20 protein-coding genes are annotated in these 15,568 nt (G+C 43.4%); 5 read left to right on the top strand and 15 right to left on the bottom strand.

Features of this window, described 5'->3' with window-relative positions:
- Window positions 1-9: 9 nt before the first annotated feature.
- Window positions 10-969 carry an ABC transporter permease gene (locus ACFQ0N_RS01245; protein ID WP_379322523.1) on the bottom strand — a complete coding sequence of 320 codons (960 nt, stop codon included), beginning with the start codon at window positions 967-969 and terminating at the stop codon, window positions 10-12.
- A gap of 501 nt (window positions 970-1,470) precedes the next feature.
- Between ACFQ0N_RS01245 and ACFQ0N_RS01235 the strand changes: the two genes are divergently transcribed.
- Entirely contained in the window at window positions 1,471-1,623 is a 153-nt protein-coding gene (locus tag ACFQ0N_RS01235; RefSeq protein WP_379322978.1) for a substrate-binding domain-containing protein, read from the top strand.
- A gap of 91 nt (window positions 1,624-1,714) precedes the next feature.
- Here ACFQ0N_RS01235 and ACFQ0N_RS01230 read toward each other — a convergent pair whose 3' ends face one another.
- Entirely contained in the window at window positions 1,715-2,950 is a 1,236-nt protein-coding gene (locus ACFQ0N_RS01230; protein WP_379322522.1) for an MFS transporter, read from the bottom strand.
- Between the two features lie 26 nt (window positions 2,951-2,976).
- On the bottom strand, window positions 2,977-3,165 hold the full coding sequence (locus ACFQ0N_RS01225) for a hypothetical protein (RefSeq protein ID WP_379322521.1): 189 nt from the start codon (window positions 3,163-3,165) through the stop codon (window positions 2,977-2,979).
- 121 nt (window positions 3,166-3,286) lie between these two features.
- Between ACFQ0N_RS01225 and ACFQ0N_RS01220 the strand changes: the two genes are divergently transcribed.
- On the top strand, window positions 3,287-4,042 hold the full coding sequence (locus ACFQ0N_RS01220; RefSeq protein ID WP_379322520.1) for a 2-phosphosulfolactate phosphatase: 756 nt from the start codon (window positions 3,287-3,289) through the stop codon (window positions 4,040-4,042).
- A 230-nt stretch (window positions 4,043-4,272) separates the two neighbouring features.
- Here the strand turns inward: ACFQ0N_RS01220 and ACFQ0N_RS01215 are convergent, their stop codons facing one another.
- Window positions 4,273-4,905 (bottom strand): NUDIX hydrolase, encoded by a 633-nt coding sequence (locus tag ACFQ0N_RS01215; protein ID WP_379322519.1) that lies wholly within the window; start codon window positions 4,903-4,905, stop codon window positions 4,273-4,275.
- 80 nt (window positions 4,906-4,985) lie between these two features.
- Window positions 4,986-5,585 carry a DUF2087 domain-containing protein gene (locus ACFQ0N_RS01210; RefSeq protein ID WP_379322518.1) on the bottom strand — a complete coding sequence of 200 codons (600 nt, stop codon included), beginning with the start codon at window positions 5,583-5,585 and terminating at the stop codon, window positions 4,986-4,988.
- 202 nt (window positions 5,586-5,787) lie between these two features.
- On the opposite strand from ACFQ0N_RS01210, the gene ACFQ0N_RS01205 reads away from it, so the two are divergent.
- Window positions 5,788-6,129, top strand: coding sequence for a hypothetical protein (locus tag ACFQ0N_RS01205; protein WP_379322517.1), 342 nt, complete (start codon window positions 5,788-5,790; stop codon window positions 6,127-6,129).
- Between the two features lie 17 nt (window positions 6,130-6,146).
- On the opposite strand, the gene ACFQ0N_RS01200 is transcribed toward ACFQ0N_RS01205, so the two are convergent.
- The 6 genes from ACFQ0N_RS01200 to ACFQ0N_RS01175 all read right to left on the bottom strand — a co-directional run bounded on the left by ACFQ0N_RS01200 (window position 6,147) and on the right by ACFQ0N_RS01175 (window position 10,926).
- On the bottom strand, window positions 6,147-7,259 hold the full coding sequence (locus ACFQ0N_RS01200; protein ID WP_379322516.1) for an AbrB family transcriptional regulator: 1,113 nt from the start codon (window positions 7,257-7,259) through the stop codon (window positions 6,147-6,149).
- Between the two features lie 17 nt (window positions 7,260-7,276).
- Complete coding sequence (locus ACFQ0N_RS01195; RefSeq protein ID WP_379322515.1) at window positions 7,277-7,927, bottom strand: MBL fold metallo-hydrolase; 651 nt, start codon at window positions 7,925-7,927, stop codon at window positions 7,277-7,279.
- A 58-nt stretch (window positions 7,928-7,985) separates the two neighbouring features.
- Entirely contained in the window at window positions 7,986-8,390 is a 405-nt protein-coding gene (locus tag ACFQ0N_RS01190; RefSeq protein ID WP_379322514.1) for an Rrf2 family transcriptional regulator, read from the bottom strand.
- 349 nt (window positions 8,391-8,739) lie between these two features.
- On the bottom strand, window positions 8,740-9,354 hold the full coding sequence (locus ACFQ0N_RS01185) for a YjgB family protein (RefSeq protein ID WP_379322513.1): 615 nt from the start codon (window positions 9,352-9,354) through the stop codon (window positions 8,740-8,742).
- An 82-nt stretch (window positions 9,355-9,436) separates the two neighbouring features.
- The gene (locus ACFQ0N_RS01180; protein WP_379322512.1) at window positions 9,437-9,859 is read right to left on the bottom strand and encodes a DUF1801 domain-containing protein; all 423 of its coding nucleotides are present in this window, start codon (window positions 9,857-9,859) and stop codon (window positions 9,437-9,439) included.
- Window positions 9,860-9,885: 26 nt separating this feature from the next.
- On the bottom strand, window positions 9,886-10,926 hold the full coding sequence (locus ACFQ0N_RS01175) for a hypothetical protein (protein ID WP_379322511.1): 1,041 nt from the start codon (window positions 10,924-10,926) through the stop codon (window positions 9,886-9,888).
- Window positions 10,927-11,031: 105 nt separating this feature from the next.
- Here ACFQ0N_RS01175 and ACFQ0N_RS01170 point away from each other — a divergent pair, with 105 nt between their 5' ends.
- Window positions 11,032-11,619, top strand: a complete 588-nt coding sequence (locus ACFQ0N_RS01170) for a hypothetical protein (RefSeq protein WP_379322510.1) — start codon at window positions 11,032-11,034, stop codon at window positions 11,617-11,619.
- A 202-nt stretch (window positions 11,620-11,821) separates the two neighbouring features.
- Here the strand turns inward: ACFQ0N_RS01170 and ACFQ0N_RS01165 are convergent, their stop codons facing one another.
- The 4 genes from ACFQ0N_RS01165 to ACFQ0N_RS01150 form a co-directional block, all read right to left on the bottom strand.
- Window positions 11,822-12,475, bottom strand: a complete 654-nt coding sequence (locus ACFQ0N_RS01165) for an ABC-2 transporter permease (RefSeq protein ID WP_379322509.1) — start codon at window positions 12,473-12,475, stop codon at window positions 11,822-11,824.
- Window positions 12,476-13,333, bottom strand: coding sequence for an ABC transporter ATP-binding protein (locus ACFQ0N_RS01160; RefSeq protein ID WP_379322508.1), 858 nt, complete (start codon window positions 13,331-13,333; stop codon window positions 12,476-12,478).
- Window positions 13,330-13,713 carry a GntR family transcriptional regulator gene (locus ACFQ0N_RS01155; protein WP_379322507.1) on the bottom strand — a complete coding sequence of 128 codons (384 nt, stop codon included), beginning with the start codon at window positions 13,711-13,713 and terminating at the stop codon, window positions 13,330-13,332. Before ACFQ0N_RS01155 ends, ACFQ0N_RS01160 begins: the two co-directional genes overlap by 4 nt.
- Window positions 13,714-13,884: 171 nt before the next feature.
- Entirely contained in the window at window positions 13,885-14,688 is an 804-nt protein-coding gene (locus tag ACFQ0N_RS01150; protein WP_379322506.1) for a riboflavin biosynthesis intermediates N-glycosidase, read from the bottom strand.
- Window positions 14,689-14,873: 185 nt separating this feature from the next.
- On the opposite strand from ACFQ0N_RS01150, the gene ACFQ0N_RS01145 reads away from it, so the two are divergent.
- Window positions 14,874-15,317 carry an NUDIX domain-containing protein gene (locus tag ACFQ0N_RS01145; protein ID WP_379322505.1) on the top strand — a complete coding sequence of 148 codons (444 nt, stop codon included), beginning with the start codon at window positions 14,874-14,876 and terminating at the stop codon, window positions 15,315-15,317.
- Window positions 15,318-15,568: the final 251 nt, after the last annotated feature.

The following is a 15,568-nucleotide window of genomic DNA, read 5'->3' as shown; positions in this document are numbered from 1 at the left end:
CCCATTCTTCTACCATAAACTTGTTTCACTTGTGCGTCGCGCAATCCGGTTAACGACAACGAGCAAGACGGCATTCACTACAGAGTTGAACAGTCCGACAGCAGTGGAAAAGCTGTACTGCGCATCGACAAGGCCGGCACGGTATACAAAGGTCGAGATGACGTCCGACGATCCCATGTTCAGCGGATTTTGCAGAAGCAGTATTTTTTCAAAGCCTACTCCCAAAATGCTGCCCATGTTCAAAATAAGCAAAATCGTAATCGTAGGCACGATAGTCGGAATGTTAATATGCCATATGCGTCGAAAACGATTCGCTCCATCCATAACGGCCGCTTCATGCAGCTGCGGATCAACGCTGGACAAGGCAGCCAAATAGATGATCGTTCCCCAGCCCGTCCCTTGCCAGACGCCGGACAGCACATACATCGTTTTGAACCATGCCGGATCTGTCAAAAAGTCAGGCGCATTGATGCCCAGTGCTGTTAACAGATGAATGACAATCCCCGAAGAAGGCGATAAAAATGTAATAATCATGCCGGCCATGACCACGACAGAAATAAAATGCGGCGCGTATGTTACTGTCTGTACGGTTCTTTTGAAAAAACCATCCTTGACTTCATTAAAAGCCAGCGCCAAAATAATGGGGAGCGGAAAACCGATCGCCAACTCATACAAGGAAATGCTCAGCGTGTTCCATAACAGGTCCCAAAAATAATAAGAGTTGAAAAATCGTTCGAAATGGTCAAATCCTGCCCACGGACTGCCCAATATTCCTTTGACCGGAATAAAATTTTTGAATGCAATCTGCACTCCATACATAGGACCGTAATGAAAAATGAGATAGTAAAAAAATGCAGGCGCAATAAACAAGTATAGCTCCCAATTTTGCAGCGCTTTTCTCCAGCCGCTATTCTTATTGATGAGCAGCTTCGGCTGGATCGAAGCAACGCTCGGCTTATTTTTTTGCATCGTGTCCCCCCTTCTTTTTAACAGTGGTTTGTCAACGCTTACATTTACAATGTTAGTCAAACTTCCATTCTCGCGTAAATATGTCGATTCTGGATTGTCATGTTCGCAACGCGCTACCCCGTATAACTGCTTAAGTCAGGAGATTTAGACAATACTGAAAAAGATATCTGACACATCGGCAAATTGGTAAAATTTACTCTTATCAGGCGGTGTGAAGAAGAATGACAATTGCATATTGAGCATACTGTTTGATAGCCAAGTGGGGCTACAGACGAAATATTAGAGAACATCAATAGAGGATTTAGAGGAGATTACTCTTTTCTGTTTATGTCAAACTCATCAGCTTCAGAAACAGATATGAAGCTATGAAGTCTTGGATAGAAGAAGGTCTACATGTAACTGCCGTTATCCCAAACAATGATTTGATCGCGGTCGGGGTGATTGCCGCGGCGAATGTTCCTATAGAACTGTCGTTTATCGGTTTCGATGATACTGTAGCAGCTGCTTTTCAACAACCCGCCACTAACTACCATTAAGTTATTAAAGCAGCAGGAAGGTATGATGGCGGTAGATATGCTGCTTGATTCTATTAATGAAAAACCAAGCGAGTTGAGACGTTTGGAGACAGAGCTTGTCATTAGAAAATCTGTGTGATTGTTACCAGTTAATGACTCGAACTGCAAAGGTCATGATATCCATAATGACTTGAAGATGAAGATTAAGAGTCTTCTATCCTTATCATGCTTTATTCATGATTAGCATGGGATTTGTCGGTTAACACGATGAATGTCATACCTACCGATACAATCATAATTACAAGCCCTCCGAGTAGACCTAGCATTCTGGGTGACATGATTTCCAGCATAAATCCCGCACTTAGCATCGTAACGCCCATGATGGTGTTATACATAGCGGACATCAGGCCGAAGAATCGTCCCTGAAACCGGCCTGGAACGGCTTGCATGAGCAACGTATGATTACAAGCATTCGCAACGGAGGAACATAACGCTGAACATAGCAATAGGATTATCGCCAGCCCAAAGTTTGGAACCTGACTCATGCCCATATGCAGGACACCTTCCAATATGAAGCCGGTGACAACAGCGATCTTCATATTGTCCATAAACCGAGCCGTCACGCTCGATCCGATCACCATCCCGAACCCTAGCGAGCCATACATCAGTCCAATCCCAAGATCACCTTGTTCGTATACTTGCACCGCATATACACTAAGCAAAATATTAAACACGCCATATCCGATCGGCCACATCATCGAACCCATCATCATCGCACGCACGAATCGTGAGGAACGCCATACAGTAAGCCATTCTTTCCAGGTTTTAGATAATTGAGAACTGCGCTTCTTTGTTGAATGTTGTTGTCCAGTGTCCCCAAAATGAGATTCAGGAAACACGATAGCACCCAGCAAGAACGCAGATAGGACAAACGATACAGCATTAACAATAAAAGAAAACGTCGTACCGACGAACGCCGCCACAACACCTCCGGTGATGGAACCTAGAATCAGCACTAATCCAACCATGCGTTCTTCAAGCCCATTGACGGAGAGCAACCGCTCTTTTGATACAAGGATGGGAATAGACGATGTACGCGTAGGGGCGTAAATGGCTTCGCCTGCTGAGAGAAAGAAAGAACTGACATAGACAATCCAGATGTCGGATGCCTGGTGCACGAATAAGAAAGATAATGCAACAAATGCACGGATGAGATCCGAGAGTACCATGATTTTTTTGCGAGAAAATCGATCAGCAAGCATGCCACCTAAAGGACCAAACACGAGATTTGGAATCAGGCGCACGGCAAAGGTAATTCCAACCGCCATTCCTGAACCTGTCAGGGATAAAATGAGACTTAACGATGCGACTTGAGAGAAGCGATCTCCTAAGCCGTTGACGAGACCCGCCAAGAATAACTGGCGATAGCCCTTTTCCTGTTTTAATAACGAGCTCCGAGAGTTCAAGTTAGTCTACTCCTTTTGATTCGAAATTAAACAATGGTCGTCGTGTCATTGGAATCGGTATCGCATTTAGTCCAGCTTAAAGCTGCCATAATGATCAACATAGACGGATGAAACGTTACATTCGCCTGCATTCTCACAGGCAATAATCGGTCCATAAGCTGGATATCCCAGCTCATCGTCTTCGAATAAATAATGTCACCGTCGATCTGCTTCATTTTTAACAATTCAAGAACCAGAAGTTTTAGTGTGGTGACTGATTACTAGTTAACGGCTTAAACTGCATAGGTCATGTGATATGATATAGTGAATGTAACCATTATATGGAGGTGGGTACAAATGTTTTTTGACCAATCACCCTTTGAAGTTAAGCTCGAATGGGGACAAAAAGGAGCACGAATCGCATCTGACCGTGGAGATATTGTAATCATCGTTGATGTCCTCAGCTTTTCTTCTACCGTCGTGACTGCCGTAGAGTATGGCGCAGAAATATATCCCTACCCTCCGCCAATTAACGATGATGCTAAAGCATATGCAGACCGGATTGGAGCAAAAATGGTTTGGGGGAGGGCAGAGTCCATCAAATATGACGGCCACTCGTTATCCCCTCTTTCGTTTACAGCTTCAGACAAAGGTCAAAAATTTATAATGTGCTCATTAAACGGTGCAGCTTGCAGTCGGATCGCTTCCAAGGTTCCTGCTTTACTCGTTGGCTGTCCTCTTAATGCAACTGCTGTTGTCAATAAAGCTAACTACTTGAGAACGAAGTTAAAGTCCGATATTACTGTAATAGCGTGCGGAGAAAAATGGCCGGATGCCGCAGACAGTGAATACCAGTTACGTCCCGGCATCGAAGATTACTTGGGAGCCGGGATGATACTGGCCAAGTTAAATGGAAGCAAGTCTTCTGAAGCAGAAGTCTGTATCGGAGCTTATGAATATTCAAAAAACAAACTGGCCGAGCTTATATGGGATTCAACCAGCGGCCGTGAACTGCGCGAGCGTGGGTACGGTCAAGATGTCATTCATTGCTCTCAAGTGGATTACTCTGCTATCGTCCCTGTTCTTTGTGGCGACAGTTTTGCAAATGCTTAGTTTAGGAGTCACGCTCGCGTGCGCCGCGGCGCCGCTTCTATATATAGGTTCCGCGGACCGCAGATCCGTTATCTGTGACTCCAAAGCGTGACAAAATTCCGGCAAAAATCGAAAATAACGAATCCTGTGTCCGCCAAACGTCGCAGCTGCTTGTTTTTTGGCGAAATAGCGGTATGTCCACATACCTTTTTGGCAGTCGCTTGAAAGGGCTTATCCCTTTAACTCTTCCCTTAGCGCTGCAAATAAACTAAAATAGCTTCCAACACATGTTCATAGTAGGCTTGCTCATGCGGAACAAAGCGATCTTTTCCGGCATTTTCGCTAAAAAACACCTTTTCTCCGGCCTCATCGATTACGAATCCTTCTACCCTTACTTCCTCTTGAACATGATTCCAAAGTGCAAAAAAATCTTTAAGATTAACCCGTATCATCCCTGCTACTTCTTCCTTTTGCAGCGTAAAATCATCGAAAGTCAATGTGTTATTGGTTTCATATAGAAAAACGTGAGCTAATTCTTTATCTCTGATTTCTTCACTTAGGACACAATAATTCATGACACCTAATGACACGAGATCATTTATCGTTACATCAATACCAATTTCTTCTCTTACTTCCCTGACGCCATCTGCTATCGTCTCATGCGCTAAAATATGTCCGGCGGCGGTAATATCATATAACGAGGGATAGTCTTTTTTTAAATCGCTGCGAATCTGTAAAAAAATGTAGGCCTCGCCTGCTTCTCTAGAAATGAACCAGCAGTGAAATGTTTCATGCCAGTAGCCAGCTTTATGCACTTCACTTCTAGTGGCTGTACCTATGGGCCGATGATTTTCATCAAAAATTTGTAGCAATTCATTTTCCACTTGTTCTTTTTCCCCTCACTTGATACTCCGTGATGTTCAGCGATACTTAATCGCGTCTTAAACGTTATCTTTTAACGCAGTCAAGAGAGCTCCTCCCACCGGGCCCACATTTCCGGCGGATTCAGCTCATAGATGTCATTCTCCCGAAACATGAACTGATGCATGATAAACTCCCGGCGGATCGTCGCAAAATCATCATGGAAACGCTTGATGAATTCATTAATTTCCCGCTCGCTGTACTTCCGCCCTTTTTCCAGCTTCAATACGATATGTTCCAGCACAATAAGCTTCTTCTTCAATTGGGCGGGTATATTTTTCAATCGGCCCTCTGTAGTAAAGAAATTTTTAACGACAGACTCCTTGATCTGTTTAAAGCTATTATCCAAATCGCTTGACCCTCCTTCGTTTGACCGGTAAATAAGCTGAACTGCGGCGTTGGCGTTATTTTTAATGAAATAGTCATTTAAGGAAAAATAAATCGTATTTTTATCTCTGCGCTCGTTGATTAGACTAGCTTGTCGCAATTTCGCAGCATGATGCGTGATGGTTGCAGGTGTTATTCCCAGCTTTTCAGCCAGAACCTGTCCATTCAGTTCCCCTTCGGCAAGCAAAATTAACATCTTAATTCTCGTCGGATCCGCAAGCGCCTTATGATAATTGACCACCTTATCCAACTGCATAATTTCCCACTCCTTAAATTAGATAATAATCTAATTAGTTGAATATCTAATTAGATGTTAATGCAACAGGAGCAAATTGTCAACTCTTTTGAACAATGCAAAAAAGAAACAAAAAAGACCAGAGCAACAGCTCTGATCGAGTATCCGTAATCCTAGATCTGCAGTATAATTAGTCAAAAACAGGTTAAGAAGGGATATAACCATGAAAGTAATAACATTATGCGGTTCTACAAAATTCAAAAAGCAATTTGAACAAGCTAATGCGTATCTTACTCTTCAAGGAAATGTAGTTATCGGATTAGCCTTCTTTGAACAAAGTGAAGGTTTTCAAATCACGCACGAACAAGCTGAATTACTCGGGAACATTCATTTTAAAAAAATTGATCTCTCAGATGAAATCTTCATTATCGATGTTGATGGCTACATAGGCAATAGTACAAGGAAAGAAATCGAATATGCAAAAAAGAAGGGTAAGGCAATCCGCTATTATTCAGATGGGGAAATTCCAGCCGAGTTTTCAGTAGTCCCCCCTCATTCTTGTTAGAGGCACAGGCCTGTTGATTAGTCAACAGGCCTGGCCGCTACTCCCTTCTCTTGTATAGGAGCCGGCACATACTTAAAAAGCAGCCGCAGCAGCGGCGGGATCGCAAACATAATAAAAAATGTGCGGAACAGCTGATAACCCGTTACGATCGACAAATCGGCGTTAATTTCATGGGCAAGCAGCCCCATCTGATCCGATCCGCCAGGTGCAAGACTAAGCAGACTTGTCGATGGCGAAATAGCAGACTCCAGGGCGGTCAAAATTCCGCTTAACCCCCAAGCCCCCAGCATAAGCAGAAAACCGCTTAAAATGGCTAGTACAAGTATACGAACCTTGCCGTTCATTCCCTCCGGTTTCAACATCAGCCCCACATAAACGCCCAGCATCAGCTGCGCAGCTTGCAGAAGTATCGGCGGAAGCGCGGCTGCCTCCAATCCAGCGGCATGCAAAATGGCGGTTCCGATCACAGGGCCGAGCAAAAATGCGGTCGGCAGTTTGATTCTGCTCCCTCCGATCGCGCAGACGATGCAAACTAAAGCATAAATGATCATACTTGGTGTCAAGCCGCTCCAGGCGGACGCTTGAGCGGGCAGCTCGGCATAGGAAGCAGCAGCGTGTGTTTCGCCAAAGATCGGACTAAAAATAAGGAACGGCACACTTGCAATAATAATCATTAGCCTAATGACCTGGGTGACTGTCACAACCATAAGATTGATTTCTTTGGTCTCCTCAGCAAGGGTAAGCACTTGCGTCATCCCCCCAGGCACGCTAGCCAGAAGCGCCGTTCTGTAATCGGTTTTCGCCATCTTGGACATAACAAAGGCGATCAAGCCGCAAAGCAGCAAAAGCAAAACTGTCATTAGCAGCATATAGGGCAGCTGGCGGGCCATCTCCTTTAAGGCTGCTGCCGTCATCGATAGGCCAATTGTGTAACCTACCACGATCATCCCGGTATTTCTAATTTGTGTTGGCCATATGAATCGTTGTTTCACCTTGTGCGGCATAATAGCCACTGCCAGCATCGGGCCTAGCAGCCAAGGGATCGGCGCATGCAGCAGCCTTAGTACGTAAGCACCGATAATAGCCACCGCAAGCGTGAGTAAAATACCGGATATTTTTTTAGTCACCATGAGCTTATCCCCATTCTTTACGGACGATTGCGAAATGTGACAATGCCTTGATATTCGTTCAGACTAGTACAGGAGATCTCCAGCTCGCTTACTTCCGTTACTTTTTTCTGTGCTGCAGCTATAAATTTGTCTACTTTTTCAAATAACAATTTGCCTGCAATCCCCAGCTCCTTCGTTCTGTAATGCATCGGAATGGCAATGGCGGGCTGCAGCTGTTTCATCACTTCGGCAGCTTCAGCACCGTTAATCGTTTTGCCCCCTCCTGTCGGCACCATCAAAACATCGATCTTGCCGATTGCCTCCTTCTGCTCTGCTGTAAGCAGATGGCCCAGATCACCGCTATGACAAACGGTCATTTCATCAGCTTGGATGACAAATACAATATTTTCTCCCCGCTTCGCGCCGTTTTGCTTGTCATGATAGGTTTTGACGCCATGAATCGTCACATCATTCTTGTTGTAAACTTCCGGACGATTGACAAGCAAAAAATCCCCCGATGCCGCTTGAAGCTGGTTATGATCCCGATGATCATGCGTCACGATCACAATGTCAGCCTCAACAACAGGCATATGGTATCCGAGCAAGCGATGGAAAGGATCAATCAGTATGCGCGTTCCTCCTTGGGTCGTAAGCAAAAAACTGGATTGGCCGTACCACTTTATTTTCATCTCAATCACTCCTCCATATAATATGTGCTATTTTTTGCTCAATTTAGAACAAAAAAATTTAATCAATTAAATCAGCAAGCGTGTAATTCCCCAGCACCTGATATACTTTTGTATTTATGTCTGTCATCAGCTTCTGGAACGATTCATTGACCTTCTGGCCAAACAGATGATTGCCTGTCGTATCAAGCATCCGATCCCAAATCGGTTCTTTATCATGCAAGGAGCTATAGATCTTAGCCAACGTAATTTGATCAGGCGCATACATGAGCTGATACCCGCCCGATCTGCCTTGCTTAACCTCGATAATTGCCGCTTCTGCCAATTGGGATAATATTTTGCGGAGCGACGTAGGCTCGCACCGGATTTGCTCTGCAATCTCGGCACTTGAGTATTGCTCCTCCGAATTTGAAGCCAATACAATCAATGCTTGAAGACCAAAGCCAAAACGCTTTAGTTGCGCCATTGCAGCTGCAATCCTCCTGCTTTTAATTTTAATATGTGCAAATTATAGCACATATAATGCGTGATGTATACCCCATTTTTGGCATGTAAACGCGGGCGAAGCGGACCTGTGCGGACCCTGGTTCCGTTATCTGTGAACAAACGTGCCAAAATGGCGGAGGCGTGGACCGTGGTTCCGTTATTGCCCTCATATTGGCCGCGAAAATCAGGCAAAATCCGCAATTAACGAATTCTGTGTCCGCCAAAACTTCCAATCGACTGTTTTCGAGCCAATAACGGATCCTAGGTCCATATGCTACAAAGCTCCCGCCCGGCTGACTGCTCAAAACCGTCGCTTTGGCCTCATTTTGCTATTTTTTTACTGGCTTTTTCGTCAAGTTAATATGATCCAAATCATTGTCTTTATTAAAAATAAAGGAGAGCACGTAATCTCCGCGATTATAGACTACCTTCTTTTGCACCAGCTTGCCGTTTTTGATCGTAGTCGTTGCATTCGGCGCTCCCCAATGTTTCTTCAGCATACTGAGGGTAATGCCGCCGATATTAGTCTGCCGCTCCACATTTGTGCCAAAATACCGTATTTCGCTTATCCGGCCCGACTTGTTGTATGCAATAGCGTAGCCAGGATGCCCCATTTCCGCATGATACACATCGAATCCGCCGGCATTTTTGGCAGGTTCCTCCGGCTCGCCGATTTTTTCTATTACATCCTTACGTGTGCTTACGCCTACAGTCAGCCCTTCCACTGAACCGGGAAATTGCCCTTTCAATGCCGGTTTATAGAAGCTGTTCAACGTTTTCAGCGCTAAGGCCTTGGCAGTTGCATCCTCAGACTTGCTGACAGCAGCCGCCGCTGCCGCATCCGCCTGAACAGCGATGCCGGACATCCCCGCTGTACTAACCGCAATAACAGCTGCAATTGTTACATAACGTGCTGATTTTCTCAACGGTTGAAAAACATTCATTTTGCATCCTCCTCAGTTGTCCGTCCACAATGCTTTTGACGAAGCAAATCTTGAAAAAGTTGCTGCACGACCATTTCACCAATTAAGGATTCGGATATGCCGCTCTAAGAAACTCCACCGACTGATTAATTAATTTCCTCAAAACATCAACATCGATGTCTGCAACTTTATTGATGTAGACGCATGCTTTTCCTGCTGTATGTTTCCCTAGCTCCTGCAATAACGCCTCCCGCTCCGTATCACCCGTCGCAAAATACAGGCTGACCTTGGCCTTCCGAGGTGAAAAACCAACTAGCGGCGCATCCCCTTCGTGACCGGATTCATATTTATAGTGATACGAACCGAAACCAATTATGCTTGGCCCCCACATTTTCGCAGAATATCCCGTCGTTTCAGTAAAGATGTCCAACAGCTTATAGGCGTCTTCACGCTTTTTCGGATTTTCGACCTGTTCAATAAATTCAATTACACTGTGGTCATTTTCCTTTGTTTTCAGCTCATACATTAGTGAACGCTCCTTCTTCCCTCCGGCTAAGACAATTCGTCTGTATAGATCCTCCTGTAAGACTCCCGATATTCAGTCCCCTCACCTTCAAGCACACAAACGACGTAGTCCCCGTACTCCTCTTGATACTGAAAATGAACATTTGATCCGCTATTTAAAAAGGCAATAATTGTGTCATAGCCTGTACATATTTCAATCATCTGCAGCCCAATTTGTTCTGCGTATGTTTTAAAATTCCCCCAGAAATTAATTTCAGTTCCCTTGAGAATGTCCTCTTTGCTTTGATTATTGTGATTGCCCACAAACTTTACATTTTCCCCGATCAATTTCTGATCATCATCATAAAAGACTTCTAACAGCCAATTTTTAAAATTAAAACCTAAAATCGTACCAGATATTCCGCTGTGACTTTCTTTGCTGCTGCATTTCAGTAGTAAATCATTAAAGGTGTCACCTCCATTACCTGGAAGATTAAAAAATCCGCCATGTTTTAAATAGTTGGCCAAGGAAATATTCATGCTTTCCATCTCAATAATGAAAGGCTCTAAAAGAGCTGCATTCATGATCCTTTTGTTCCCGAACCTGCTGGTGATCTCACTGATCAAAAAATCATCATGGTCCTTGGAGAAATGAAAAGCTACACGCAATCCGTTGCTTAATGTAGCTCTGATACTGTTTTTCGTTTGAGTGGTTTTACTGATCTTCAAGCTCTGTGCCGTAGCATAGCTCTCAAAATTACTCCAAAAATTCACATCGCAGCTTTTCAATATCTTATCCTTGCTGGAGATTCGTCCAAGCCGACTAAAATCAAGTCGTGATCCATAGTAATGATTATTGTGATATATAATGGTCAAGTCGCATTGTTGAAATTCAAAATCCAATCTTATCCCTTTCTCGCTTCTGCTGCTAGCATGACAGGCCAGCAATAACTCGTTAAAGGTCAATGGTTTATTTTCAGGTATTTCCGTAAAGCCGCCATACTTCATAAAATCATTCAGCTTATGAAAGCTGTTCAATTTTTCTTTGGATCGAATACGTAACACCTCTATCGCTAAGGCAAGTCTCAAAATAATTATACACCATCGTCATGGAAGAATATAATCCTCATGTTTGATTTGTCTTGCTATGTGGTAGAATGTAGAAAATAATATCAAGATCGGAGTGTGACAAGCTTGCAAGGACATAATTCGTTCGTCATTCAAAGTGACGCCCCCTATTCCTTGAATTTTTTAGTCTATATTCAAAATGCATTTTTGAACAGCAGGAATGAAAGAGGTGATCATCCAAAATTCCCTTATACCGATGTATCGCAATGGGCATTAATTGAGGAGGAGCTGTTTTTAAGGCGATTTCAAGAAGTATGGGAACAAGTCATATACCGCCTCTCTAATAATGATGATTTTACCCATGAGGGAAATTTGGCGATGAATACGTACATAAAATGTTTGTTTCAGAACAATGAAGATGGTGAAAGAGGTTATGACGAAAGCAGCAAATCCTTTAGAGCCTGGTGGGGCAGTATGGCGGGACAGATCGCTGTTGAACGCTTAATTGGAGATCATATTTATGAGGATATTTACCAAAAGCTGTCCGCTACCATCAAAGAAGACAAGCGTTTGCGGATCAGGTTGGTATACGATAAATTTTCTTTAGCTACATTAAATACTTTGCCTTGGCACGCGGTGCTTCCAATAGAAGATGTCTTTCTTTATAAGAAGAAAGACACCGTATCATTGCTATTAAGTTGTTGCGGCCATTGACCATGTTCCGCCACTTCGCCTTTCTTAGAGTTTGAACATGGGGTAAATCCATACTGCCAATACAAAAACCAACAGAATTACCAATAATACTCCACGAGCTGTCCAAAACGCTTCCCAAAAAGTCAACTCCTTGAGTTTCTTTCCGGTCCGTCGAAAAGGATAAAAGCTCATCAGTAAGACCTCCAATCTCTTTAAATCTACATTATAAATTTTTATTTTTGTACACGGACATTGATAGGCACCAAGATAAAAGCAATAAAATAAAACTAACACTAAGCACCCATAGCAAAACTGATATGCTATCCGAATTCAGCAGATTGAGAAGGGATGAGCCCATGTCCACATTTGTCCATTCCAATATTCGTATCGCAAACAATCCGATGCCCCCGAGCGAGAAGATAACGATTAAGTCGAGTACTTGTACAAGACGTGAACCTGTAGCGAAAAATAGCGGAAAATAGATAGCGTAAAACACGAAAAGGATCAGAATGGTCATAATCATTGACTGCGTACTGAACCAAGGCAATTCCTGAACAGGCAGCACAAACCCGGCCAGCCAACGCCACAATGAAGTGAGTAAAAACGAAATGCACATAAACATAATAATTCCCACATATTTGGAAGTCACAATATCACTTCTTCGCAACGGGAAAGAAGCGAGCATACGGCCATTATTATTTTTTTCATCCGACTTGCTCGCTACCACAATCAGAAAATGACTGAATATCGCGGCGGGGACGGACAACGGCAATCCTTCAAATGCGCCGAGAATAAAAAAGAAGAAGCCGACAAACACGAACCCGAGCGCAATAAACTTCTTTTGAATTCGAATATCTTTCACAAGCAGTTGAACCATCTATTTCTCCTCCCTCGTGTAGAAAAGGATATCGTCCAGAGACGGCTTCTCAACAATTACCTGATTGCCAAAAGCTTCTTCAGAATAGCTTGCTTTGGCGACCAACGCTTCAAATCCCAATGCACTTTGCTGTAAGCCCAGAAAAGTGTTTTCAAAACGGGTTGTTCGCAACCATTCTGAAGGCCCCTTCACCAACACATAAGAATCAATCAGTTCTTCCTTGCTTCCGCAAAATCTAAGTTGTCCGCGGCGAATATAGACAATGTAATCCGCGATGCGTTCCAAATCCGTACTGATATGAGTTGAGAAAAGAACGGATCGCGTTCCTTCGTGAATATATTCGCTTAATATGGACAGCACTTCTCTTCGGAAGACCGGGTCCAGCCCCGATGTCGGCTCATCCATGATCAGCAAGTCGGGTTCATGCGCCAAGGCAGCGGCTAACGCGAATTTTGTTTTCATCCCTTTCGATAAATCGCGAACTATTCGGCGTGCAGGCAGTTGAAAATCATCTAAATACTTCCTAAACGCCGTCTCATTCCAACTAGGATAGAACGATGAGACGATTTTCTTCATCTCATTTAAAGTCAGATGATTGTAGAAGAAATCCTCATCATAAACGAAGCCGATTCGACGTTTAATGTCCCGTTCCTTGTTCCGATAGGATTGATCAAAAACTAGAACCTCTCCGGAATCGGGTCGAATCAGGTTCATTATGGAGCGAATCAATGTCGTTTTGCCCGATCCGTTCGGACCGATCAACCCGGTAATATACCCGCTATGAATAGGAAAGTTCAAATTTTTAAGGGTAAACTCTCCGTTTCGTTTAAAGAATTGGCGGAACTCAATGACATTCATGACTCGTTCTCCTCCCCGTACAAGATTGTGATCAAATTGAATAAATCTTTTCTTGTTAAACCAATATTACGGCTATCTTTGATTGTTAATCTGATCTGGTCTTCCAAAGCGCGGTATTTAATCTCCCGTATCGACTCCTTGTTGTTGCCTGAAACAAACGTCCCCTTGCCGGAAACGGAAGTTACCAACCCTTCCTGCTCCAATTCGTCATAGGCCCGTTTCGTCGTGATGACGCTAATCTTTAAGCTTTGGGCAAGATTACGAATTGAAGGTAAAAGTTCTCCGTCTTGAAGCTGTCCAGTTAAAATTTGATTTTTAATTTGTTCTTTGAGTTGCAAATAAATCGGTTCTCCTGATGTAAGGGATACGGAGAGATGCATGTTTTCCCTCCTTCCATCGGTGTATATATCGTATATTAACAGTATATATGTTTAATAAAATGCTTTCAAGTCCTATTTTCATGGCTATAGGAAATGTTCGGCATGTTCAGTAACGAAAAAGAGCATCCCACTAAGGACGCTCTTCTGAATCTCGAATATGCGGACATTCAATTACTGTTCATGCAGCTCTTGCAGCTTTAGCTTACTATAATGTTGACATATGCGCTTCAGTTCGTCCCGCACTTCCATCAAAGCAAATCCCGCCCAATTTTGTCCTCTCCATGCCAGCGGATTATTAATTTCTTTCTCCCCCGCAGCCAGCCCAATACCCCAGATTTCATCGTGTAGGCTAACGGCCACCAGCACTTTATCGCCGGTCTGCAATAAAATATGCATCAGCTTCTCATTCTGAAGAAACTTGGCCAAATTGCCATTCAAAGCGACTGAGTAGCGCTTGTTTGCCCATTTTTCTTCCGTATAACATTCTTCATCAAAAAGCCTTGCTTTCTCAGCCGCCAAATATTGCTCTATAGAGGCGAAAGCATCTGTCTCCATTTCAAACTCCGCTTCCCACCCGTGACTCAAACAAGCTTCTGCAATAGGGCCGCCGCTGCCAGACTGCAATTCTCCAAAAAATAAATACTCCATATTCTCATTGTTCCGCCGCTTCTCCTTCAGCCGCGCTAACGTATAAACCGGCATTCCATCCTGGTTCCAGAGAAGATCTCCCTCATCATCATAATGATCATCATCAACATAAGGTTTCTCGTACCAGCCAAGCCAGCCCTTCGGGGGAGGAAACATATCGCGAAACTTATTTTTGTCCTCAGCGCTTAAAGCAGAGAACCATTCTCCGAATTGAGTCTTATAATGCTCGCCAAATCCCATTCTCCAGCCGATGCTGTATCTGCTAATAAACGGATACATAAACCATAGAGGAGCCATCGGATTGTCAATATCATATGAATTGTTCAATTTGCTTCCTCCTTTGCCAGCCATTCATTAATTCCTCATATTCCACAATTGTATCATCGAGAGATAGGAATTCACAATTCAAGTTGAAGGTCCGTCAGCTTTTCCATTACTAAGAAAAGAAAGGATATATACTTTCGCTGCCGAATATATTCAATTCCAATAAGTTAGCGGGAAGGTGCCCCTATATGAACATAAAGTTTCGCCATATTGCACGAGCACTTATCATTGATAATGATCAGATTTTAATTGCTCGCATGAAAGGAGCACATTCATTTTTGCCAGGGGGTGGCATTGAACTTGGAGAAGGAGCGCAGACTGCTCTGATAAGAGAAATAAAAGAAGAGTTAGGTGTTAGTTCTTGTGATATCATCCGTTTTCTTGGGGTCATTGAGTATGGTCGAGAAGAAGAAAATGATTATTACCATGAGATAACCCACTTATTCGAAATTAGAAGCAAAGAATTAACTTCGAATGCAATCCCGCTTTCCTTAGAATCGCATCTTGAATTCTATTGGCTTGAGCCTACTGCGGACAATCTTAAGAATAATAACGTCTTGCCCGAATTATTACATAAAATGATTCCCCAACTTTTTAGTGAAAACAAACCACTCTGGGTCAGCAATATGTGAGTTATCTGAAGGAGGGGCGCCTGCAAAGCGGTTTCGTCTAACGGAAGCCACGGACCTTATTTCGTCAATTACCTTCCTTTTTGAAATCTAACGGAAGTGAGTGATCTTAATTCGACGTTCTCTTGCGAAATCGGGCTCATCATCATCAAATAGGGGCTCACAGTTCCGTTACAATTTCAAATCGGTCGAATTTTCGCAAATAGCGGCTGTGGTATCCGTTAGATTAGGATACTATTAAAAAAGAGGGGCTG

It is taken from the genome of Paenibacillus sp. GCM10027626 (assembly GCF_042676285.1).
GTDB lineage: Bacteria > Bacillota > Bacilli > Paenibacillales > Paenibacillaceae > Paenibacillus_Z.
The sequence above is the reverse complement of the archived record's forward strand: the minus strand, read 5'-3'. Positions and strand labels throughout refer to the sequence as shown.